This is a genomic window from Nocardia aurantia (genome assembly GCF_009604425.1).
GTDB classification, from domain to species: Bacteria; Actinomycetota; Actinomycetes; order Mycobacteriales; family Mycobacteriaceae; genus Nocardia; species Nocardia aurantia.
Window position 1 is genome coordinate 368,114 of record NZ_WEGI01000006.1, and the last position, 20,097, is coordinate 388,210.

The window sequence follows — 20,097 nt, forward strand, 5'->3', positions numbered from 1 at the left end:
ACATGCTGGTGACGGGTACGGGTTGTTGACGTGATCGCTCGGCTCACAAACAGGAAGCAAAAGCAAAATATGTCGCAAGGCAGTGTCAAGTGGTTCAACGGCGAAAAGGGCTTCGGGTTCATCGCGCAAGACGGTGGCGGTCCTGACGTTTTCGTCCACTACTCCGAGATTTCCGGCTCCGGCTTCAAGTCCCTCGAAGAGGGGCAGCGCGTGGAGTTCGAGATCGGCCAGGGCAAGAAGGGCCCGCAGGCCCAGAGCGTCCGCCCCATCTGAAACATCGGGCAGCACGAAACCCGCACCGACGGAGCGGGTTTCGTGCATCCAGCGCTTCGACTCACTCCCGGCGCGGTATTCGGCGATCCTCCTTCTCGGCGCGCGACACGCGGCCGGAATCGGCCGGTTGCGCCCCATTCGCCGACCACCCGGTAGAGATGTATCGCGGGTCGAGATCCGGCGAGAATTCGGCACGAAGACCTCCATCATCGCCAGGACCGCGCACACGGTACGCCGGCTACGCGCGGCCCATCAGTACCGACAACCGAGAAGGACGATCGTGAGCGACGAGCAACCCCTCCGCGCGCAGCTGTTCAGTCACGAGGACGCGAACATCGACAGCGCGCCCGCCACCGTGCCCATCGACATGCGGCCGACATTCCTCTCGGTGCCCGAGAGCACGCGGGACCAGGATTCGCGGCGCGGCGAGCGCGGCCGGCCGAACGGCTGACCCCAGCGCATCACCTCAATCCCCGCGGAAGAACGCCAGCAGCCGCTGCGCAGCGTCCGGGGCCGCCAATTTTTCGTACATGTCCGCGGACATGCGAGCGGCGGCCGCGGTGCGTTCGAACATCTCACACTCGTATTCGCTTACCGCAGTAGGGAAGTCGTCCGGATGCGCCGCGAGCGCGAGGCCGAGCAGGGCGCCGTCCAGCAATGCCGTGTTGGCGCCCTCCCCCGCCCCCCGCATCAGATGCGCGGCATCGCCGAGCAGCGTGACGCCGGGTTTCGACGGCCAGGTCAGACCGGCCGGGAGCGTGGTGGCCGACCGGGTCCGGACCGTGTCGTCGCAGGCGGCGATCAGCGCGAGTAACCGCGCGTCCCAGCCGGCGTACAGATCGATCAGCCGGGCCTTGACCGCGGCCGGGTCGCCGAGCGGGATTTCCCTTGTCGCGAACCAACTCTCGGCGGTGTCCGGGCTCGAATAGAAGTTGGCGTAGACGCGGGCGCGGCCGTCGCCGTTGCGTTGCACCACCAGGGCCTGCCGGTCACCGAACACCCAGAAGTTGCCGCGGCCGATCATCTCCGCGAGTTCGGGATGCGTCCGATCGACCTCGGGGATGCCGAGTTCGATGCTGTGCTGGCCCGTGTACACCGGGCGAATGTCGGTGAGCAGCGGCCTGATTCGGGAATCCGCCCCGTCGGCGCCGACCAGCAGGTCGTAGGTCGCGGTACCGCCGTCGGTGAAGCACAGCCGCCCGTCCTCGGCGTGGGCGACCGCATGCCCCCAGCGCACCGTGTCCGCGGGGATCGAATCCAGTAGCAGCGCCCGCAGATCGGCGCGGTCGACCTCGGGCCGATCGAACGGGGCGTCGTCGGGAGTGTCCTCCCGCAGCAGGAGCGTGCCGTCGGCTTCCAGCAGGCGCATGTCCTGGCCCGCGCCGCGGGCGATCGCGCGGAACCCGTCGATCAGCCCGGCCAGCCGCAACGCCCGCTGCCCGGTCCCGGTGTGCAGGTCCAGCATGCCGCCCTGACCGCGAGCCTCACGCGAGGCGTCCCGTTCGTACACGACGGCCTCGAGGCCGTTGAGGTGCAGTATCCGGGCGAGAGCCAGGCCGCCCGGTCCCGCTCCGACGATGGTGATGGTCATGACCGCCTCCGATACACTGTATTTTTCGAGACACTGTATCGGTTCATGCGTTGTATTGTCAGCGCATGTTGGTGTGGGAGCGGCCGGAGCCGCCGAATCGGCCGGTCCCGGCCCCGTTGAGCCGAGAGCGAATCGTCGCGACGGCGATCCGGCTGGCCGATGCGGACGGCCTGGAGGCCGTCTCGCTGCGCAAGGTCGCCGCCGCGCTGGAGGTCGGTCCGATGCGGCTGTACGGCTACATCGCGACCAAGGACGAGTTGCTCGACCTGATGGTCGACACGGTGTACGCCGAGATCCGGCCGACCGGCGACGACTGGCGAGAAGTGCTGCGCGCCATGGCCGAGAGCACTCGCGCGGCCGTGCACCGCCACGAATGGTTCGCCGACCTGATCGGCGGCCGCCCGCAACTCGGGCCCCATGCGCTGGCCCGGGGCGAGGCCGTGGTGGCCGGGCTCGGCGACGTCGACATCGACGTCGTCATGCCGGTGACCAACGCCGTGAACGCCTACGTGATCGGCGCGGTGCGCCGCGAGATCGCCGAACGGCGCGCCGAACGAGCCACCGGGATGAACACGAGGCAGTGGCAGTCCGCCTTCGGACCGTATCTGCAGCGAATGTTCGCCACCGGCCGATTTCCCCGGCTGGCCACGGTGATTCGCGACGCCGCCCACGTCGACGCGGACCGGACCTTCGACATGGGCCTCGATTTCCTGCTCGACGGCATCGCGGCGCGCCTCCCGAAATGACCCTCCGGCCGCCTACCCTCGCTGCCATGAGCACAAGCAGCGATACGACCGCCGTGACGAACCTGATCGCCCGCTACGCCGAACTGGTCGACACCGGCGATTTCGCCGGTGTCGGAACCCTGTTCGCCGACGCGGTGTTCATCGGCGGTGGCGGATCGCTCGAGGGCAGCGCGGCGGTCGAGCGGATGCTCCGCGCCACGGTGATCGTGTACGAGGACGGCACCCCGCGCACCCAGCACGTCACCACCAACATCGCCGTCGAATTCGACGGCGACGCCGCCACGGCCCGTTCCTACATCACCGTCTTCCAGGCCCTCCCGGATTTCCCGCTGCAACCGATAGCGGCGGGCCGCTACCACGACCGCTTCGAAAAGCACGCCGGAACATGGCGATTCGTGGAACGCCGCGTCCACATCCACCTGACCGGCGACCTGAGCCACCACCTGCGCGGGCGGCCGCTGGACGCCGTGCCCGAAGACGCTGCGCGGGACTAGTATCCAGCCGACCCGGGTCCGGCCGCCGGCGACCGGACCCGGGTGGTGCCCGCGGATGTGCGCGGCATCGTCGAAGGCCACGCCGAATTGCTGCCGCGAGCAAGCAGCCCGGTTACTCGATGAGATGGACCGCGTGACAACATCTCCGAGACGATCGGCCCGGACCGGGGATGGCAGGCGGCGGCGTTGTGATCGGCCCCAAATATCAGGGTTCCTGATATTCTGCGCCCGGTACGAGTGAGAGCATCATTCTCATGTTCAGAATTTCGATGTCCGCCCGGCGGGTGGCTTCGCCGCGGTGGCGGCGGATCGGCGCGGTGCTCGCGGCGGTGGTCGCCGGCGCGGCGGTGTTGTCCGCCGTCGAAACGTCCACGGCACAGGCGGATACGGCGGCCGTCGCGTCCCCCGGATGCGGTGCCGCGGATCGGGCCGCGGCCGGGTCGGCCACGCTGCAGTTCGCCTCGGGCGGGCAGACCGGGCACTATATCCGCGATGTGCCGGGCGCTGCCGATGGTCCGCTGCCGTTGGTCCTCGATCTGCACGGGTATCTCGAACCCGCGGAGATCGAGCACGCGAGCAGTGGACTGGGTGAGTTCGGTAACACGCACGGATTCGTGACCGTCACGCCGCAGCTCGACGAACCCGGTTTGCCGCGTTGGGCTTTCGCCCCGGGCGACCCCGACATCGACTATCTGTCGGAGCTGATCACCCATGTCGAGGCGACGGCCTGCGTGGATCTGCGGCGGGTCTACGCCGCGGGGCTGTCGATGGGCGCCTTCACCAGTTCCGCACTGGCGTGCCGGCTTTCGGATCGGATCGCCGCGGTGGCGCCGGTGGCGGGGCTGGAGGACTTCGACTGGTGCCGGCCGACCCGGCCGGTGCCGGTGATCGCCTTCCACGGGACCGCGGATCCGATCGTCGCCTACACCGGCGGGGTCGGGCCGAACGCCCGCTATCTGCCGTCGCCGGACGGTAGTGGGTCGGTCGTGCAGCAGAACGGCGGGCCGGCCGTGCAAGGCCCTGGGCCGCAGAGCATTCCGGACAACGCCGCCGCCTGGGCGCGGCGCAACGGATGCAGCGGTGCGCCCGTCCAGTCGCACGTCGCCCCGGACGTCGATCTCACCACCTACCCCTGCCCGGAAAACGGTGCCGTGCAGTTGTATTCGGTGGTCGGCGGCGGGCACACCTGGCCGGGCAGCGCCTACGCCTTCCCGGACGCGCTGACCGGGCCCACCACCCACTCGATCAGCGCCGACCAGCTCCTGTGGGACTTCTTCCGGGCGCATCCGCTGCCGCGGTGAGCCGCCCTCGTGCGGGCGCGGCGGTTCATGCCGGTGCGCCCGCCCGGGCGCGGTACGCGGCGACCGCGCGGTCCGCGTCCGCCGTCACCAGGTCGGCGTTGATCTGCGCGCCGGCCCAGGCGCCGGCCGCGGCCGCACCGCCGACCTGCGCGGACAGATCGGTCACGTTGCCCGCGGCCCACACGCCGGGCACGTCGGTGCGGCCCGCGGCATCGACCGGGATGTGCACGCCCATACCGCTGGCGTGTGGAACCGGGCGCAGGCCCAGATCGGCGAGGAAGGCCGCGCGGGCGACCATGCGGGTCGGCACCGCCAGCGCGTCGCGAGCGACGACGGTACCGTCGGTCAGGCGCACGCCGGTCATCCGGTCCCCGGTGATCTCCGCGGCCGCGACGGCACCGGGGACCACCCGGATGCCCAGGGCGGCAAGGCGTTCCGGATCGTCCGGGGCGTCGCCGGTGCCGGTGAACACCACCACGTCCGGACTGAGCTGCCGCCACAGCAGCGCCGCGTGCATCGCGATCGGCCCGGAGGCGAGCACCCCGATCGCCTGATCGCGGTGCTCCCAGCCGTGGCAGTACGGGCAGTGCACCACGTCGCGGCCCCAGCGTTCGCGCAGGCCCGGGATGTCGGGGAGTTCGTCCACCAGGCCGGTGGTCACCAGCAGCCGGCGGGCTCGCGAGTTGCGGCCGTCGGCGAGCCGGACGGTGAACTCGTCGAGTGCGCCGGTCACGGTGGTGACCTCGCCGGCCACGAGGGAACCGCCGTAGCCGCGGACCTCGTCGCGGCCGCGGGCCACCAGTTCGGCGGGCGCCACCCCGTCCCGTGCGAACAGGCCGTGCACCGCGTCGGCCGGGGCGTTGCGCCCGGCACCCGCATCGATCACCAGCACCGAGCGCCGGGAGCGGGCCAGCATCAGGGCGCCGCTGAGCCCCGCGGCCCCGCCGCCGATCACCACCACGTCAAAGCTGTCGTTCGTCATGCCCCCACGATGCCCATTGGGTAGCGAAATTGGCAAACAGATTTGCCGTTGTGGCAAAATGGTGGCATGGAGGATCTGGATCGGACACTCGACGCGGTGGGGCCCCGGTTACGGGCGCTGCGGATCCAGCGGGAGGCCACGCTCGCGGAGCTCTCGGCCGCCACCGGCATCTCGGTCAGTACGCTGTCGCGGCTGGAATCCGGGGGCCGGCGGCCGACGCTCGAGCAGTTGCTGCCGCTGGCCCGCGCGCACGGCGTCACCCTGGACGAACTGGTCGACGCCCCGCCGACCGGCGATCCGCGGGTGCACATGCGCCCGCTCACTCGGCACGGTCTCACGATGATCCCGCTGACCCGCCGCGCCGGGGGTATCCAGGCGTACAAGATGATCATCCCGCCGGGCCTGCGCCGCTCCCCCGAGCCGCGCACCCACGAGGGCTACGAGTGGTTGTACGTGCTCAACGGGCGGCTGCGGCTGATCCTCGCCGACCACGATCACATTCTGGTCCCCGGTGAGGCCGCGGAATTCGACACGAGGCTGCCGCACTGGTTCGGCGCGGCCTCGGAAGAACCGGTCGAATTCCTCAGCCTCTTCGGTTCGCAGGGCGAGCGCGCCCATTTCCGCGCCCGCCCGAAGAACTCCGCGTAGCGTCAGCCGACGCCGTTGGTCGCCATCCGGTGGTCCAGCAGCCCGTTCGCGACCATCCGCGGATCAGTGAGAACACTTGCGGGCGAACGATGTTCGGCGACGTTGTTCTGATGCCAGTGGGTCTGCGCGAGACTCTCCAGCACACAGACCAGCAACATCTTCCGGCTGCGCTCACCGCAGCCGTTCTCACCGCAGCCGCTCCCGTCGCCGACCAGTCCGCCGGCCCGGATGTCCGGAGCGGACAACTGCCAGAACATCTCCGGGCCGATGAGCACGGACTGCCCGCTGGTCTCGGCCAGCCACCGGCCGGCGTAGCTGATCACCATGTCGGTGAACACATCCGCGTCCGAGACCGCCTCGACGAATCGGTTCAGCGCGGTGGTGCGATCCGGACTGTTCTGGATGATCGTCGCCAATCGTCCGGCCACCTCACGGAATTGGTTGACATCCAGGTTCTGGCACATTGCTGAGGGCATCTGCTCACTCCATTGACGAGTTCGACGGTAACGGAAGAACTTTCGCTTGCGGTGTGCGTCCGGACGTCAGGTCCGGACCCGTTCGCCGGCCGGTGCCTGATACCGGGGGTCGGCGGGGTACGGGGTGTTCGCGGGGCCGGGTTCGAATCGCATCGCCGCGATCCGTTGCGCCGGTTCGAAATTGCGGAGATGGCCGGCCACACTCTCCATGAACGGGTCGACCGGCACGAGCCGCACGGTCTCGGCCTCGACGACGGCGGGCGCGGGCCGGGGCGCGAGCGCCGGCGCGCGGTCGTGTTTCCCGTTGTTCCACAACAACAGGGTCAGATGCACCGCGAACATCATCGTGAGAGGCATCCCCGCGTGGATGGCGACCGCGACCCCGTCGCCACCGATCTCCCGCGCGTACTCGATGTTCCCGGCGACCGACACCAGCGTCGACGAGACGAACAACATCACCGCGTACCACCAGCCCGGACTGCGCCGGCGGAAGAACGCGGTGGCGATCACGGAACCGACCATCAACCCGTCCACGGCGGTCGGCACATTGGCCGCCAGGTCCGGTGGCACGTAGTTGCGGATCGCGAGACTGTGCAACGCCGCGAACGACATCGCGAACGACTTTACGGCAACCACACAGGAAACCACCACCGAGGCATGCAGCGGCCCCGGCCGGAAACTCTGGAGCCGAGACGCCCAGCTGCGACGATTCTCGTCCGTGCCGGTCTGCTCGGCACCAGTGTCGTCGCTCTCGGATCCGATGGGGGTCATGGGCGCACAGCCTAACGGCCACCTCCCCGCAACCCACTCAACCGGGTACCGTGTCGACTTCCGATTCGTCCGATTCGACCGTGGCGCTGGCTATTCGGCGACCGACACGCCGAGAAGTGAACGCGCCGAATACGTTCCGATGACCGATTTGCGGCGTTCAGATGTTGGATTCGAGGAATTCGACGAGGTGACCCTTGGGGGCGGCGCCGACCCGGGTGGCGGCGACCTCACCCTTCTTGAACAGCAGCATCGTCGGAATGCCCTGAATGCCGTACTGATTCGGCAGGGACGGGTTCTCGTCCACGTTGACCTTGGCGATGGTGACCCGGCCGTCGAATTCCTCGGCGATCTCGTCGAGGATCGGGGCGACCGCCTTGCACGGCGGGCACCACTCGGCCCAGAAATCGACCAGGACCGGTGCCTCGGAACCGAGCACCTCCGCCTCGAAGGAACCCTCGGTGACGTGCGCGATCTTGTCTGACATCATTCCATGGTAGGTCAGCGCGCTCAGCGGCGGACGCGGTCGGCGTGACCGGAACGACCCATTTATCCGGTTCGCTCACTCGGTCCGGCGCAGGGTGGCGGTGGCGGTCTGCCGTCCGCTCCGGTCGCGGGCGAATATCGTTGCCTCCCCGCCACTCTCGGTGTGGTTGATGATCAGGCCCTGGTGGTCGAACAGCGGTGAGCGCAGCCGGTAGTCGAAGACGAGATTGCCGGATGCCCCTCGGGCGCGGGCGGATTCGGCCATCGCGACGGCCTGCAACGGGCCGTGGACCAGCAGGCCGGGATAGCCTTCGACGTCGCGCGCGTAGTCGCGGTCGTAGTGGATGCGGTGGCCGTTGTAGGTGAGCGCCGAATAGCGGAACAGCAGCGTCGGCGAGGTGTCGATGACCCACTCGCCGTTCTCGATCGGCAGGTCGGGGGCCGTCTCGGCCTGTTCCGGCGGCGGCCCGGTCACCGCCTCGCGGTAGACGATGTCCTGGCGTTCCTCGACGACGAGCCGGTCGCCCTGGGTGATCCGATGGCCGACGGTGAGGAAGGTCAGTGGGCCCGAACGGCCTTGCTTATCTTCGACTTTCAGCACCTCGGTGTGCCGGGTGGCCTCCTCGCCGAGCCGCAGCGGCCCGTGCGTGGTCACCTGCCCGCCGGCCCACATCCGCCGCCGGCCCGGATCCGGCGGGGCGGGAACGGTGTTGCGGAACGGATGTCCGTCCGGGCCGAGATCGGCCTGCGCCGGGCGGTCCAGCAGATAGATCCAGTGCCACAGCAGCGGCAGTTCCGCGCCGGGCTCGGCCACGCCCAGCAACCCCGCCAATGCCTGCGCCGGGCCGGGCAGCAGCACCTCGCTGCGCTCGACCACCTCGTTCGTCATCGCCGTACCCCTGTCGTCGCCGTTACTGCCGTGTCCACGGTCACGTGAACCGCACCACCACCGCGGCCACCGCCGGCCACCGAGTATCGCCGCTGATCGCAGCGGCGCGGGAGAACTCTCACCGCGTATCCTCGGCGGCATCGGCGAATTCGGCCCGGATCGCGGCCGTGTGCGCGCCCAGCGGCGGCACCGCGCCCATGGCCGGTTCCCAGGCATCCGACATCACCGGGGGCAGCATCGCGTCCATGCTGCCGCCCGGCAGGTCCACGGCACGGAAACGGTTGCGCGCCACCAGTTGTGGATGGCGGGTCAATTCCTCCGGCGTGCGCAGCAGCGCGTTGGCGATCCCGGCCGCCTCCAGCAGCTCGACCACCTCGGCGCTGGTGTGCCGGGCGAAGGCCCGCTCCAGCAGGTCGGCCAGTTCGGCGTCGTGGACGACCCGGTCCGGATTGCTGCCGAAACGCGAATCCGTCAGCAGCTCGGGTTGTTTCAGCACTTCGCGGCACAGCCGCTGCCATTCGCGATCGTTCTGGACGCCGAGGAAGACGGTGCCGTCGGCGGTGCGGTACGGACCGTACGGGGAGATCGACGGGTGTTTCGCCTCGGTTCGCCGGGGCGGTTCGGCGCCGTAGCGGGAGAAGTAGGCGGGCTGGCTCATCCACTCCCCCAGCGCGTCGATCATCGCGACGTGCAGCGACGCTCCGGTGCCGGTGTGGTCGCGGTCGTAGAGCGCGGTGAGGATGCCGCTGTAGGCGTACATGCCGGTGGCGATGTCGGCGATGGAGAAGCCGGCCTTCGCGGGCGTCTCGGGTGTGCCGGTGGACAGCACCAGTCCGGTCTCGCACTGCAACAGCAGGTCGTAGGCCTTCTTCGACCGGTAGGGGCCCTCGGGGCCGTAGCCGGAGATCGAGCAGTGGATCAGCTCGGGCCGCGCGGTGCGCAGGGTGGCGGCGTCGAGCCCGGCCCGTTCGGCGGCGCCGGGCACGAGGTTCTGCACGAACACGTCGGCGCGGGCGATGATCGCGTCCAGCACCCGGCGATCGGCGGGTTCCTTCAGGTCCAGCTCGACGCTCTCCTTGCCGCGGTTGAGCCAGACGAAATAACTGGAGTCGCCGTGCACGGTGCGGTCGTAGCCGCGGGCGAAGTCGCCGGCACCGGGGCGCTCGATCTTGACGACGCGGGCGCCGAGATCGGCCAGCTGGCGGGTGGCGAAGGGGGCGGCCACGGCCTGCTCGACCGCGACCACCAGGAGTCCGTCGAGCGGCCGGCGGAAATCGTTGTCGGACAAGCTAGTCGATCCTGTTCCGGGAGATCAGCTGGCGGGCGATGACGTTGCGCTGGATCTCGTTGGTGCCCTCACCGACGATCATCAGCGGCGCGTCGCGGAAGTACCGCTCCACATCGAACTCGGTGGAGTAACCGTAGCCGCCGTGCACTCGCACCGCGTTCAGCGCGATCTCCATCGCCACCTCGGAGGCGTACAGCTTGGCCATCCCCGCCTCCATGTCGGCGCGCTCGCCGGAGTCGTAGCGACGGGCCGCGTACTGCACCAACTGACGAGCGGCGGTCAGTTTGGTCGCCATGTCGGCCAGATAGTTGCCGATCGCCTGATGCTGCCAGATCGGTTTGCCGAAGGTTTCCCGCTGCTGCGCGTACCGCAGCGAATCGTCCAGCGCGGCCCGGCCGACGCCCAGGGCGCGGCAGGCCACCTGGATGCGGCCGACCTCGAGGCCGCGCATCATCTGCGCGAAGCCCTCGCCCTCGACGCCGCCGAGCAGCGCGGTGGCCGGCACCGGCAGATCGTCGAAGGACAGCTCGCAGCTCTCCACGCCCTTGTAGCCGAGCTTCGGCAGGTCGCGCGACACCGTGAAACCGACCGGGTCGGCGAAGGCCGGGCCCTTCTCGACCAGCAGGATGCTGATGCCGCGATGCGCGGGCCGGGCGGCCGGATCGGTCTTGCACAGCAGGGCGACCAGCGAGGATTTGCGGGCGTTGGAGATCCAGGTCTTGGAGCCGTTGACCACGTACTCCGCGCCGGTCCGGCGCGCGGTGGTACGCAGGCCTTGCAGATCGGAGCCGCCGCCGGGTTCGGTGAGCGCCATCGTCGCGCGGATCTCGCCGGTGGCCATCCGCGGCAGGTAGCGATCGCGCTGTTCCGGGGTGCCGTAATCGACGAGCAGTTTGGACACCACCGTGTGGCCGCCCATCGCACCGGCCAGGCTCATCCAGCCGCGGGCCAGTTCCTCGGTGACGGCGGCGTAGCAGGGGGTGGACACCTTGACCTCGCCCCACGGCTCCGGGATGGCCAGCCCGTAGATGCCGAGATCCTTCATCTGGTCGATGAGCTTCTCGGGATAGACATTGGCGTGCTCGAGTTCCTGGACGACCGGCCGGACCTCCCGGTCGACGAAATCGCGCACCACGGCGACGATCGCGGCCTCTTCCTCGATCAACTCGTGCATATCACTCTTCCGACTGGTCTGGATCCGGACGCCCTGCCCGCAGTACCATCATGAACTCTGATAGATAGGCATGTGAAATACCATCTCTTGATGGCTCCCATGCCGGGACGCGATGAGGAGACCCGGTGGACCTGAAACAGCTGAAAGCACTGGTGACCGTCGCCGAGGTCGGCAGCGTGACCCGCGCCGCGGAGTTGCTGCACCTGGTCCAGCCGGCCGTCACCCGGCAGATCCGCGCGATGGAGACCGAACTGGGCGTGACGCTGTTCGAACGTACCCGCAACGGTATGCAACTCACCGAGGCGGGCGCGATCATGGCCGAGCGGGCGCGACGGGCGCTGCGCGAACTGGCCCGCGCCACGGCGGAGATCCAGCCGCAGCGCGGCGAGGTCGCCGGGCAGGTGACCGTCGGACTGCTGGAGAGCACCATCGACACGCTCGCCGAACCGCTGGTCACCGCGGTCAAGGCGAATCACCCGCACATCGAATTGCGAATGCTCACAGGCTATTCCGGCCATCTGCAACGCTGGCTCGACGACGGCGACCTCGATGTCACGCTGCTGTACAACCTCACCGACACCCCGTCGGTGAACGTCGCGCCGCTGCTGACCGAGCAGTTGTGGGCGGTGGCGCCGCCCGAGGCCGGACTGCGCGCCGACGAGCCGATCGCGCTGGCCGAGGTCGCCGAGCAATCGCTGGTGATGCCGGCCCCCGGCCACGCGCTGCGCGCGCTCATCGACGGCGCCGCGGCACGCAACGACATCCTCTTCGATGTCAGCGTGCAGACGAATTCCCTTGCGCTGCAGAAACAGTTCGTGCTCGGCGGGCACGGCTGGACCATCCTGCCCGGCGCGGGCATCGTCGCGGACGTGTCGGCCGGGCTGCTCAGCGCGGCGCCGCTGTGCGAGCCGGAGATCCGCCGCTCGGTCGTGCTCGGCATGCCGCGCACCGGGCGATTACCCGCGGCAGCCGAGGTGGTGGCCCAGGAACTGGTCCGGCAGGTGCGCACCGCGGTCCAGACGGGCCGATGGCCGTCCGCGCGCTGGAAGGATCACGCCGGCACCGAGCGGTAGAACTGGATACTGTTTTGCCAGAACGGCAATCGGCTGTTTGATAATCATGTTCTCGCGTTATGACAGTCGAGTATGTCCGGATGCGGGATTATTATTTCTCAGATGTGTTCTGCATCACTCATGATTTGCGGGCATCGGCACCGCACATGAGAGAGAGCCAGAACCCATGAACCAGGTCTCCAGGGTGACAGCGCTTTTCGCGCTGGCTGTCGCCGCGTCCGCCGTCACCGCGGGCACCGCCGCGGCGGCTCCGTTCGGCACGGACAGTGCGGTCGCGGTCGCCGACCCGCTTGTGTCCCAAACCGTTTCCGCTCCCGCCGCCGGCCCGGTCGACGAGCATCAGGCCCAGCCCGCGGCCCCGGGCGGCCCGGTGGATCCGAATGCCGAGTACACCAAGGCATTCGACGCGATCGCCATGGCGTGGGGCACCGACTCCACCATGGGCCGCGTGATCGGCTCCGGCATCGGCGCCGTCGTCGGCTGTGGCCTCGGCGCGGTCACCGCGGGTTCGCTGGTCGTGGCCGTACCGGTCCTCACGCCGGTCATGGCGATCGGTGGCTGTGTGGTCGGCGCCGGCACCGCCGGATTCCTCGGCGGCACCATCGGCAGCATCGTCACCGGCGCCGGCCCGCTGGCCGACGCGGCCGGGCAGCAGTACGCGAACCTGCACTCCAAGGGCCTGATCGCGCAACCGCTGCCGGATGCGCAGTAACCACCCTCTCCGGCTTATCCAGAAACGAGCGAACCATGAAGGTGAAGACCCAGGGCGCGACCCTGACCGCCCTGACCGCGATGGCGGCGGTGGCGATCGCCGCGGGAACGGCCAACGCCGACACCGTGTCCCAGGACCCCCAGCAGAAGTCGATGACCGTCGATCTGGCCCCCGGCGTGCAGTACACCGGCAACGTGGCCCAGAACGCGGCCGTGCTCAACACGCCGCTGGGCAGCATCGCGATGCGCGCGGGCCAGATCGGCATCCAGGACGCGGCCGGCAACGCGCTGTACGGGGCTCCCGTCCAGGCGATCGCGCCCACCGACACCGGCGTGGCGGCATCCGCGCCTGCCGCCACGCCGGTGGCCGAGCCGGCCGACGCCGCCGCGGTCGCCCAGCAGGCCCAGCCGGTCGGTGACTACAACGCCGACCTGCACACCGCCATCGAGACCGCCAACGGCCAGATGGGTCTGGCGATGGGGGTCGGCGTGCTCGCCGGTTCGGTCGTCGGGATCATCGTCGGCTGTCCGTTCGGCATCGCCACCGGCGGTACGTTGATGGCGCTGGCCTCGCTCGGCACCCTCACCCTGCCCGCCGCCGTCGCGGGTTGCCTGGTGGGCGCGACCGCGGTCGGCGGCCTCGGCGCCACCGTCGGCGGCGTGCTCGCGGCCGTGCCGGTCGGCATCGCGACCGGTGTATCGACCTTCAACCAGCTGCAATCGCAGCACGCGGCCGCCCCGCAGACGGCACCGGCCAACAGCTGAGCGGGCGCCTGCGCCAGTATGGTTCCCATGATGCAGTATCCGATGTTCATCGACGGGAAGGATCATTCTCCTCTCGGGAGAGAGTGGTTCTCCACCGATAATCCCTATCTGGGCACCCCCTGGGCGCAGATCGCGAAGGGCGGCGCCGACGACGTCGACGCCGCCGTCACGGCCGCACACCGGGCCTTCACCGCCGGTCCCTGGCCGGAACTCACCGCCAGTCAGCGCGGCGCGCTGCTGCGCAGACTCGGCGACGTGCTCGCCGAGAACGCGCAGCGGCTCGCCGAACTGGAGACCCGCGACAACGGCAAGCTCTACGCCGAGATGTTCACGCAGGTCTCCTACCTGCCGCAGTGGTTCTACTACTACGGCGGGCTGGCGGACAAGATCGAGGGCACGGTGCTGCCGCTGGACAAGAAGGGCTACTTCTCCTATACGAAGAAGGAGCCGATCGGCGTGGTCGGGATCATCACGCCGTGGAACTCGCCGCTGATGCTGCTCACCTGGAAGCTGGCACCCGCGCTGGCGGCCGGCTGCACGGTGGTGATCAAGCCGTCGGAGTTCACCTCCGCCTCCACCATCGAGCTGGTGCGGCTGTTCGACGAGGCGGGCGTGCCGCCCGGGGTGATCAACGTGGTCACCGGCTTCGGCGCCGACGTCGGCTCGCCGCTGGTCGAACATCCGCTGATCCGCAAGATCAGCTTCACCGGCTCGGACGGCACCGGCCGGTTCATCGGAGCCGCGGCGGCCAAGGACTTCAAGCACGTCAGCCTCGAACTGGGCGGCAAGTCACCGAACATCGTGTTCGCCGACGCGGATCTCGACGCCGCGGTCAACGGCGTGGTGTCGGGCATCTTCGCGGCCACCGGGCAGACCTGCCTGGCCGGTTCGCGGCTGCTGGTGCAGCGCACGATCCACGACGAATTCGTCGGCCGCGTCGTGGAATTGGCGAAATCGGCGCGGATGGGCGATCCGCGCGAGGAGACCACCCAGGTCGGCCCCGTCACCACCGTGCCGCAGTACCGGAAGGTGCTCGACTACATCGAGGTGGCGAAAGCCGAAGGCGCGCAGGTGGTTCTCGGCGGCGGCCCGGCCGATCGGCCGGAGTGCGGCAACGGCTGGTTCGTCGAGCCGACCATCTTCACCGGCGTCGACAACTCGATGCGGATCGCACAGGAGGAGGTGTTCGGCCCGGTGCTCGCCGTCATTCCCTTCGACGACGAGGACGACGCCGTCGCGATCGCCAACGACGGGCGCTACGGCCTCGCGGCCGGCGTCTGGACCTCCGACATCGGCCGCAGTTTCCGCATGGCCGACCGCATCCGCTCCGGCACCGTGTGGGTGAACACCTACCGTGCGGTGAGCTACCTCGCCCCCTTCGGCGGGTTCAAGGACTCCGGCATCGGCCGCGAGAACGGCATCGCCGCCGTCGAGGAATACCTCGAGAACAAGACCGTGTGGATCAACACCGGTGCGCCGGTGGGCAATCCGTTCGTCATCCGCTGACCCGGACCATGTGGCGGGTGTGGGCGCCGGAACCCTCCGACCGGCGCCCACACGGGCTTCCCTTGCGCGCGTGGCCGTTTCCGCCCGTGTCGCCGCCCGCCCGGCCGTTCCACCCGAGTGCGGCCGTCCGGTTGCCCGACCGGCTCAGTCCCGCGCGCGCTCCACCCGGATCGGCTCCAGCGTCCCGACGCCGCGAATGTCGCGCTCCCCCAGCGGTAGCAGGTCGAAGCCCGGATGCCCGGCCAGTTCGCCGGCCACCTCCGGGGCGGCCAGCACGGTGTGCGGCTCGGCGAGGGCGGTGAGCCGGCTGGCCAGATTCACCGTGGGGCCGAACACATCTCCCAGATAGGGCAGCACCGAACCGTGGGCGAGCCCGATCCGGACCCCGGGGATCAGCGAGTCGGTGGCGAACCGGGCCGCCAGCCGGGTGGCGATGTCGGCCAGATCGACCGCGGTGTCGGTGGTGAACAGCACCTCGTCGCCCAGCATCTTCACCACGTTGCCGCCGCAGTCCGCGACGATCTCGGTGGCGCGGTACTCGAACCGCGCGATCAGCCGCTTCAGATCGATGTCCGAATACGACCGGCTCAGTTCGGTGAAACCGACGATGTCCGCGAAACCCACACCGGCGACCGGCATCTCGGATTCGGCGGTCTCGTCCAACCGGCCGATCGCGGTGGACACCTGCCGCCGCCACATCTGCCCGAGCACCCACTGCGCCTCGGGCATCCGCAGCACCAACTGCTCGACCGCGTCCCGGCCCACGGCCCGGGAGCGGTCCCGGTGACTGGCGACGATCTCCATCTGCAGCTGTGCCAGATAGCCGATCGCGCGGCTGAGAATCCTGGTGAGCCGCAACGATTCCGGCTCGTCCAGGGCCCCGGCGGTGACGTAACCGGTGATCAGGCGGAGCAATTCGACATCGGAGACGGTGAATTCCAGCTCACCGTCCGGGGCCCGCGGGTAGCCCAGCGCCCGCCAGTAGCGGCGGGCGCGTTGCACCGTGACACCCGCCGCGGCCGCCGCCTCATCGGCGGTGTAGCACAACGGTTCCCCGAGCCCCGGAGGCACGGGGCCCGGAGCAGCGGAGCCCGACGCTGTCGAATCACCGCGGCCGGGCGGGATGCGATCACCAGGACCCGGCGGTATCCGATCGCCGGGACCCGGCGGTGCCGAATCGCCGGAACCCGGTGCTGCCCAATCGCCGGGGCCCGGTGCTGCCCAATCGCCGGGGCCCGGCGGTGCCGAATCGCCGGGGCCCGGCGGTGCCGAATCGCCGGGGCCCGGCAGCGGCGACGCGGACACGGTGCACCCGCTACCGGTCGCCGGTGCCGAGGGCGCGCACGAAGTCCGGGGGTAGCAGCACGTCTTCCCGGCTCAGATCGTGGATCGAGCTGTGGCCCAACGCCAGCAGCGTCGAGTCGATGCCACCGCGCAGCACGTCGAGCACGTTCTCGACCCCGGCCTGGCCGTTGGCGGCGAGCCCCCACAGGTAAGCGCGGCCGATCATCACCGCGCGGGCGCCCAGGGCCACCGCCTTCACCACGTCGCTGCCGCGGCGGATGCCACCGTCGATCACGACCTCCAGCTGATCGCCGACCGCGTCCACGATCGCCGGCAGCGCACGGATCGAGGCCGGGGTGCCGTCGAGGTTGTTGCCACCGTGATTGGACACCGAGATGGCGGCCACCCCGGCGTCGGCGGCGCGCCGCGCCTCGTCGACCCGGTAGACGCCCTTGAGCAGCAGCGGGCCCTCCCACTGTTCGACCAGCCAGCGCACGTCGTCCCAGGACGGCGGCGCGGTGTTCATCCACTCGCCGTACGCGCCGAAGAAGGTCGGCACCGTGCCGTCGGCGGCGGCCATGTTCGGCGCGGTCAGATCCGGGATGTGCCCGGTGCGCGCGAACGACCACAGCCAGCCCGGACGCCGCAGCGCCTCCGGCGCGAAGCGCATGGCCTCGCGGAAGGTCAGCTTCTCCGGGATGTGCGGGCTGCCCCAGTCGCGGCCGTAGGAGAACGACCAGTCCAGGGTGAGGATGATCGCGAGCGCCCCGGCCTGCCGGGCCCGGTCCAGGCGGCGCAGCATGTCGTCGCGCGACCCGATCCAGTACAGCTGGTAGAAGGTCTTCGGATTGGCGGCGATCACGTCCTCGACGGGCTTGCTCGCGAACGAGCTCAGCCCCATCGCGGTCCCCCGGGCGGCCGCGGCCCGCGCCACGGCCACCTCACCGTCGGGATGCACCGCCTGCACCCCGGTCGGGGAGATGATCACCGGCAGCGAGATCTCCTGTCCCAGAAAGGTGGTGGACAGGTCGCGCTTACCGGACATGCCGGCGGTGAGGGGCGCGAAGCCGATCTCGTCGAAGGCGCTCATGTTGTCCCGATAGGTGACGCCCTTCTCCGCACCGGCCAGCAGCGCGCTGTACACCGACGGCGGCAGCCGCTTCTGGGCGCGCCGCTGCGCCTCGGCCACGGTCTCGAACCAGCCTCCGGCCATGAAAAACTCCTTGTTGCAGAATTGTCGGGCGCGGCCGGGTTCCGGCCGCGATGGAATGCCTTCGCGCGCTTCAGTTGCCCCGCATGCGCGGTCGGACGAATTTCGGGCGCAACGGCTGCCAGGTCCGGTGCCGCACGCAGCCGGTGTAGACGCCGGCGCCGTAGGCCACGTCGTCGGCGAGCCGGTGCGCGGCGGTGCGCAGCGGGCGCCGCCCGGCGCCGTCACGCAGGCCGGTGGCCAGCAGCAGTGCGGCCACGGCCAGCCGCCGCCCCCACCGGCGGCGACCGCCGGGCAGGGCCGCCGCCAGCACCAGCGGCGCCGCGAATTGAGTTGCGTACCTGCCTGTTTCGATCGCCGTGCGATGGATACCGGAGGCCGTCGCGCCGAGGGCCAGATCGGCCGGTACCCCGGCCCGATCGAGCGGCACCGCGACGGTCGCGGCGCTGCCGATCGCCCCGGCCAGCGCCAGCGACGGCCGCCGGGCCAGCAGCCCGAACACCGTCAGCACCGCCCAGGGATGCACGATCAGCGGCGGCACGCTGCCCGGATGCAGGTGCGCCAGCGGCGCGGCCGAGGTGCCGTAGCGGAAGCGCCGGGCCAGCAGCCGCGGCAGCGCGGCCGGCTCCTCGTGCGCGACCCGCACGGCCGGATCGTAGCGCACCCGCCACCCCGCCTCGTGCAGCCGCCACACCAGGTCGACATCCTCGCCGACCCGCAGGTCGGGATCGAAAGCCTCACCGTCCCAGCCGACATCGAGCACGGCGCCGCGGCGCACCAGCAGCGCGGCGGTGGGCACGTACGCCACCGCGCCCTGCGGCTGCACCCGCGCCGGCCGCTCGCCGAGGTCCAGCCCGCAGCGGTGGGCGTGTTTCCCGGTGGGCAGCGTGACGATGCGCGGGGCGACCGCGGCCACCACCGGATCGGCGAAATGCCCTGCGAGACTGTCGATCCAGTCCGGTTCGGGCACACAGTCGCTGTCCAGGAAGGCGATCAGTTCGGTGCGGACCCGGCGCAGCGCGGTGTTGCGCGCGGCCGCGGGGCCGCGGTTGCGGTCGTGCCGGATCAGTGTCACGCCGGGACGGTCGGCGACCGCCGCCAGCGATACGGGATCGTCGGAGCCGTCGTCGATCACCACGACCGGATAGTCCTCGCCGAGGGCGTCGAGACAGCGCGCCAGCATGGCGGCGCGATCGCGGATCGGGATCACCACGGTCAGATTGGGCCGGGTCTCCGGACGCGGCGGCCGCGGATGCGCCAGGCCCGCGTCGGTGAGCCGGCGGGCCAGCACCCCGGCGGCCCGGCTGGTCACCGGCCCGGCCTCCAGTTGCTGCCACAGCCGGCTCCCGGCCGGGGTCAATCTCAGGACGCGCGAAGGGGTTCCGCCCCACCAGAGGTTCCCGGGCAGCAGTCGCACGCTCGCGTCCGGCACCACGTGGAATCCGGTCGGCAGCGGATCGATGGCGCTGAGCGTGGTAGCCAGCGCATAGTTCTCGGTCACAGTGACAGCCCTCCATCCGCGGAAACGATCGAACCGGTCATCGCGCCGGATTCCGCACCGGCGAGGAATGCCAGCACCGACGCGATCTCTGCGGGTTTCAGCAGCCGGCCCACCGGCTGCTGATAGGCGAACCGCCCCGGTTCCGGCAGTCCGTACAGTCGTGCGGTCTCGGCGAGGATCGCGGTATCGGTCGAGCCCGGACTGACCGCGTTCGCGGTCACCCCGCTGCTGCCGAGTTCTGCGGCCAGCGCCCGGATCAGTCCCGCCACACCGGCTTTCGCGGCGCAGTAGGCCGCGAGCATCGGCAATCCCTTGGTGGCCGCCGCCGAGGCGATCGCCAGGAACCGCCCCGAACGGGGCTCGGGCCGCGCCAGTAGCGCCGGTATCGCCGCCCGGGCCAGGTTCATCACCCCGCCCAGGCAGATGTCCATGACGACCCGCTCCTCGTCGACGGACTGCTCCCACAACGGAACTCCGCCCGTCATGACGCCCGCCACGGCGAGCGCCGCGTCCAGCCCACCCCAGTTGTCCACCGCCGCCGCCACGGCCCCGCGCAGCGCGTCGGTGTCGCGCACGTCGGCGACATACGGCACCGCCTGTCCCCCAGCCTCTTTCGCGGCCAGCACCACGGCATCCAGCTCGGCGCGGGTACCCATCGGATACGGCAGGTGCGGATCGTCGGCCGCCATGTCCACGGCCACCACCGACCACCCGCGCTCGGCCAGCGCCAGTACCGTCGCCGCCCCGATCCCCCGCGCGGCCCCGGTCACCACGGCCACCCGGCCGCCCTGCTGCGGATGTCCGACCCGCGACGCCTGCGAATCCGGCCCGGTCATGCCCTCACCTCGTGTTCCCTCACAACGTGCGCGCGCCGGCCCGCGCTCCTCGGCGGAGACATGGTCGAAAGCCGCCACCCACAGCGTTCGTGGCG

The 20,097-nt window shown here is 70.2% G+C and carries 22 protein-coding genes; 10 read left to right on the forward strand and 12 right to left on the reverse strand.

Features of this window, described 5'->3' with window-relative positions; genetic code table 11:
• Positions 1 to 69 precede the first annotated feature (69 nt).
• Together NRB56_RS15725 and NRB56_RS15730 are read left to right on the forward strand one after the other, a co-directional pair.
• The gene (locus NRB56_RS15725) at positions 70 to 273 is read left to right on the forward strand and encodes a cold-shock protein (RefSeq protein WP_153343102.1); all 204 of its coding nucleotides are present in this window, start codon (positions 70 to 72) and stop codon (positions 271 to 273) included.
• A 280-nt stretch (positions 274 to 553) separates the two neighbouring features.
• Positions 554 to 724, forward strand: a complete 171-nt coding sequence (locus NRB56_RS15730; RefSeq protein ID WP_153342763.1) for a hypothetical protein — start codon at positions 554 to 556, stop codon at positions 722 to 724.
• Between the two features lie 15 nt (positions 725 to 739).
• Here NRB56_RS15730 and NRB56_RS15735 read toward each other — a convergent pair whose 3' ends face one another.
• Entirely contained in the window at positions 740 to 1,864 is a 1,125-nt protein-coding gene (locus NRB56_RS15735; protein ID WP_153342765.1) for an FAD-dependent oxidoreductase, read from the reverse strand.
• A gap of 65 nt (positions 1,865 to 1,929) precedes the next feature.
• Between NRB56_RS15735 and NRB56_RS15740 the strand changes: the two genes are divergently transcribed.
• From NRB56_RS15740 to NRB56_RS15750, 3 genes are all read left to right on the forward strand, one after another.
• Complete coding sequence (locus tag NRB56_RS15740) at positions 1,930 to 2,610, forward strand: TetR/AcrR family transcriptional regulator (RefSeq protein WP_153342767.1); 681 nt, start codon at positions 1,930 to 1,932, stop codon at positions 2,608 to 2,610.
• Between the two features lie 26 nt (positions 2,611 to 2,636).
• Entirely contained in the window at positions 2,637 to 3,104 is a 468-nt protein-coding gene (locus NRB56_RS15745) for a nuclear transport factor 2 family protein (protein ID WP_153342769.1), read from the forward strand.
• A gap of 254 nt (positions 3,105 to 3,358) precedes the next feature.
• Entirely contained in the window at positions 3,359 to 4,405 is a 1,047-nt protein-coding gene (locus tag NRB56_RS15750) for an alpha/beta hydrolase family esterase (protein ID WP_153342770.1), read from the forward strand.
• A 25-nt stretch (positions 4,406 to 4,430) separates the two neighbouring features.
• Here the strand turns inward: NRB56_RS15750 and NRB56_RS15755 are convergent, their stop codons facing one another.
• On the reverse strand, positions 4,431 to 5,387 hold the full coding sequence (locus NRB56_RS15755; protein ID WP_153342772.1) for an NAD(P)/FAD-dependent oxidoreductase: 957 nt from the start codon (positions 5,385 to 5,387) through the stop codon (positions 4,431 to 4,433).
• Between the two features lie 66 nt (positions 5,388 to 5,453).
• On the opposite strand from NRB56_RS15755, the gene NRB56_RS15760 reads away from it, so the two are divergent.
• Entirely contained in the window at positions 5,454 to 6,035 is a 582-nt protein-coding gene (locus NRB56_RS15760; protein ID WP_153342774.1) for a helix-turn-helix domain-containing protein, read from the forward strand.
• A 2-nt stretch (positions 6,036 to 6,037) separates the two neighbouring features.
• Here the strand turns inward: NRB56_RS15760 and NRB56_RS15765 are convergent, their stop codons facing one another.
• The 6 genes from NRB56_RS15765 to NRB56_RS15790 all read right to left on the reverse strand — a co-directional run bounded on the left by NRB56_RS15765 (position 6,038) and on the right by NRB56_RS15790 (position 11,116).
• On the reverse strand, positions 6,038 to 6,511 hold the full coding sequence (locus NRB56_RS15765) for a hypothetical protein (protein WP_227837756.1): 474 nt from the start codon (positions 6,509 to 6,511) through the stop codon (positions 6,038 to 6,040).
• A 66-nt stretch (positions 6,512 to 6,577) separates the two neighbouring features.
• The gene (locus NRB56_RS15770) at positions 6,578 to 7,282 is read right to left on the reverse strand and encodes a DUF2637 domain-containing protein (protein ID WP_153342776.1); all 705 of its coding nucleotides are present in this window, start codon (positions 7,280 to 7,282) and stop codon (positions 6,578 to 6,580) included.
• Positions 7,283 to 7,439: 157 nt separating this feature from the next.
• A complete protein-coding gene (gene trxA, locus NRB56_RS15775) occupies positions 7,440 to 7,766 on the reverse strand; it encodes a thioredoxin TrxA (RefSeq protein ID WP_153342778.1) in 327 nt (108 codons plus the stop codon).
• Positions 7,767 to 7,841: 75 nt separating this feature from the next.
• On the reverse strand, positions 7,842 to 8,654 hold the full coding sequence (locus NRB56_RS15780) for an FAS1-like dehydratase domain-containing protein (RefSeq protein ID WP_153342780.1): 813 nt from the start codon (positions 8,652 to 8,654) through the stop codon (positions 7,842 to 7,844).
• 118 nt (positions 8,655 to 8,772) lie between these two features.
• Positions 8,773 to 9,942, reverse strand: coding sequence for a CaiB/BaiF CoA transferase family protein (locus NRB56_RS15785; protein ID WP_153342782.1), 1,170 nt, complete (start codon positions 9,940 to 9,942; stop codon positions 8,773 to 8,775).
• Between the two features lies 1 nt (position 9,943).
• Positions 9,944 to 11,116, reverse strand: a complete 1,173-nt coding sequence (locus NRB56_RS15790; RefSeq protein ID WP_194290872.1) for an acyl-CoA dehydrogenase family protein — start codon at positions 11,114 to 11,116, stop codon at positions 9,944 to 9,946.
• Between the two features lie 125 nt (positions 11,117 to 11,241).
• Between NRB56_RS15790 and NRB56_RS15795 the strand changes: the two genes are divergently transcribed.
• The 4 genes from NRB56_RS15795 to NRB56_RS15810 all read left to right on the forward strand — a co-directional run bounded on the left by NRB56_RS15795 (position 11,242) and on the right by NRB56_RS15810 (position 15,171).
• Positions 11,242 to 12,189, forward strand: coding sequence for a LysR family transcriptional regulator (locus NRB56_RS15795; RefSeq protein ID WP_319943052.1), 948 nt, complete (start codon positions 11,242 to 11,244; stop codon positions 12,187 to 12,189).
• A gap of 184 nt (positions 12,190 to 12,373) precedes the next feature.
• Positions 12,374 to 12,901 carry a hypothetical protein gene (locus NRB56_RS15800; RefSeq protein WP_153342784.1) on the forward strand — a complete coding sequence of 176 codons (528 nt, stop codon included), beginning with the start codon at positions 12,374 to 12,376 and terminating at the stop codon, positions 12,899 to 12,901.
• A 35-nt stretch (positions 12,902 to 12,936) separates the two neighbouring features.
• Positions 12,937 to 13,665, forward strand: a complete 729-nt coding sequence (locus NRB56_RS15805) for a hypothetical protein (RefSeq protein ID WP_153342786.1) — start codon at positions 12,937 to 12,939, stop codon at positions 13,663 to 13,665.
• A 27-nt stretch (positions 13,666 to 13,692) separates the two neighbouring features.
• The gene (locus tag NRB56_RS15810; protein ID WP_153342788.1) at positions 13,693 to 15,171 is read left to right on the forward strand and encodes an aldehyde dehydrogenase; all 1,479 of its coding nucleotides are present in this window, start codon (positions 13,693 to 13,695) and stop codon (positions 15,169 to 15,171) included.
• Between the two features lie 144 nt (positions 15,172 to 15,315).
• Here NRB56_RS15810 and NRB56_RS40140 read toward each other — a convergent pair whose 3' ends face one another.
• The 4 genes from NRB56_RS40140 to NRB56_RS15835 form a co-directional block, all read right to left on the reverse strand.
• A complete protein-coding gene (locus tag NRB56_RS40140) occupies positions 15,316 to 16,242 on the reverse strand; it encodes an adenylate/guanylate cyclase domain-containing protein (protein ID WP_153342790.1) in 927 nt (308 codons plus the stop codon).
• A gap of 244 nt (positions 16,243 to 16,486) precedes the next feature.
• Positions 16,487 to 17,668 (reverse strand): pre-mycofactocin synthase MftD, encoded by a 1,182-nt coding sequence (mftD, locus tag NRB56_RS15825; RefSeq protein WP_153342794.1) that lies wholly within the window; start codon positions 17,666 to 17,668, stop codon positions 16,487 to 16,489.
• Positions 17,669 to 17,738: 70 nt separating this feature from the next.
• Positions 17,739 to 19,166 (reverse strand): mycofactocin biosynthesis glycosyltransferase MftF, encoded by a 1,428-nt coding sequence (gene mftF / locus NRB56_RS15830; protein ID WP_319943053.1) that lies wholly within the window; start codon positions 19,164 to 19,166, stop codon positions 17,739 to 17,741.
• Positions 19,163 to 20,002, reverse strand: a complete 840-nt coding sequence (locus tag NRB56_RS15835) for a mycofactocin-coupled SDR family oxidoreductase (protein WP_153342796.1) — start codon at positions 20,000 to 20,002, stop codon at positions 19,163 to 19,165. The genes mftF and NRB56_RS15835 overlap by 4 nt, the downstream gene beginning before the upstream one ends.
• Positions 20,003 to 20,097: the final 95 nt, after the last annotated feature.

Bases quoted from the DNA above. Each gene is read 5' to 3' on its own strand.
- NRB56_RS15725 (WP_153343102.1), top strand. From the start codon at position 70: ATGTCGCAAGGCAGTGTCAAGTGGTTCAACGGCGAAAAGGGCTTCGGG.
- NRB56_RS15735 (WP_153342765.1), bottom strand. From the start codon at position 1,864: ATGACCATCACCATCGTCGGAGCGGGACCGGGCGGCCTGGCTCTCGCC.
- NRB56_RS15740 (WP_153342767.1), top strand. From the start codon at position 1,930: ATGTTGGTGTGGGAGCGGCCGGAGCCGCCGAATCGGCCGGTCCCGGCC.
- NRB56_RS15745 (WP_153342769.1), top strand. From the start codon at position 2,637: ATGAGCACAAGCAGCGATACGACCGCCGTGACGAACCTGATCGCCCGC.
- NRB56_RS15750 (WP_153342770.1), top strand. From the start codon at position 3,359: ATGTTCAGAATTTCGATGTCCGCCCGGCGGGTGGCTTCGCCGCGGTGG.
- NRB56_RS15755 (WP_153342772.1), bottom strand. From the start codon at position 5,387: ATGACGAACGACAGCTTTGACGTGGTGGTGATCGGCGGCGGGGCCGCG.
- NRB56_RS15760 (WP_153342774.1), top strand. From the start codon at position 5,454: ATGGAGGATCTGGATCGGACACTCGACGCGGTGGGGCCCCGGTTACGG.
- NRB56_RS15765 (WP_227837756.1), bottom strand. From the start codon at position 6,511: ATGCCCTCAGCAATGTGCCAGAACCTGGATGTCAACCAATTCCGTGAG.
- NRB56_RS15770 (WP_153342776.1), bottom strand. From the start codon at position 7,282: ATGACCCCCATCGGATCCGAGAGCGACGACACTGGTGCCGAGCAGACC.
- trxA (WP_153342778.1), bottom strand. From the start codon at position 7,766: ATGTCAGACAAGATCGCGCACGTCACCGAGGGTTCCTTCGAGGCGGAG.
- NRB56_RS15780 (WP_153342780.1), bottom strand. From the start codon at position 8,654: ATGACGAACGAGGTGGTCGAGCGCAGCGAGGTGCTGCTGCCCGGCCCG.
- NRB56_RS15790 (WP_194290872.1), bottom strand. From the start codon at position 11,116: ATGCACGAGTTGATCGAGGAAGAGGCCGCGATCGTCGCCGTGGTGCGC.
- NRB56_RS15805 (WP_153342786.1), top strand. From the start codon at position 12,937: ATGAAGGTGAAGACCCAGGGCGCGACCCTGACCGCCCTGACCGCGATG.
- NRB56_RS15810 (WP_153342788.1), top strand. From the start codon at position 13,693: ATGATGCAGTATCCGATGTTCATCGACGGGAAGGATCATTCTCCTCTC.
- mftD (WP_153342794.1), bottom strand. From the start codon at position 17,668: ATGGCCGGAGGCTGGTTCGAGACCGTGGCCGAGGCGCAGCGGCGCGCC.
- NRB56_RS15835 (WP_153342796.1), bottom strand. From the start codon at position 20,002: ATGACCGGGCCGGATTCGCAGGCGTCGCGGGTCGGACATCCGCAGCAG.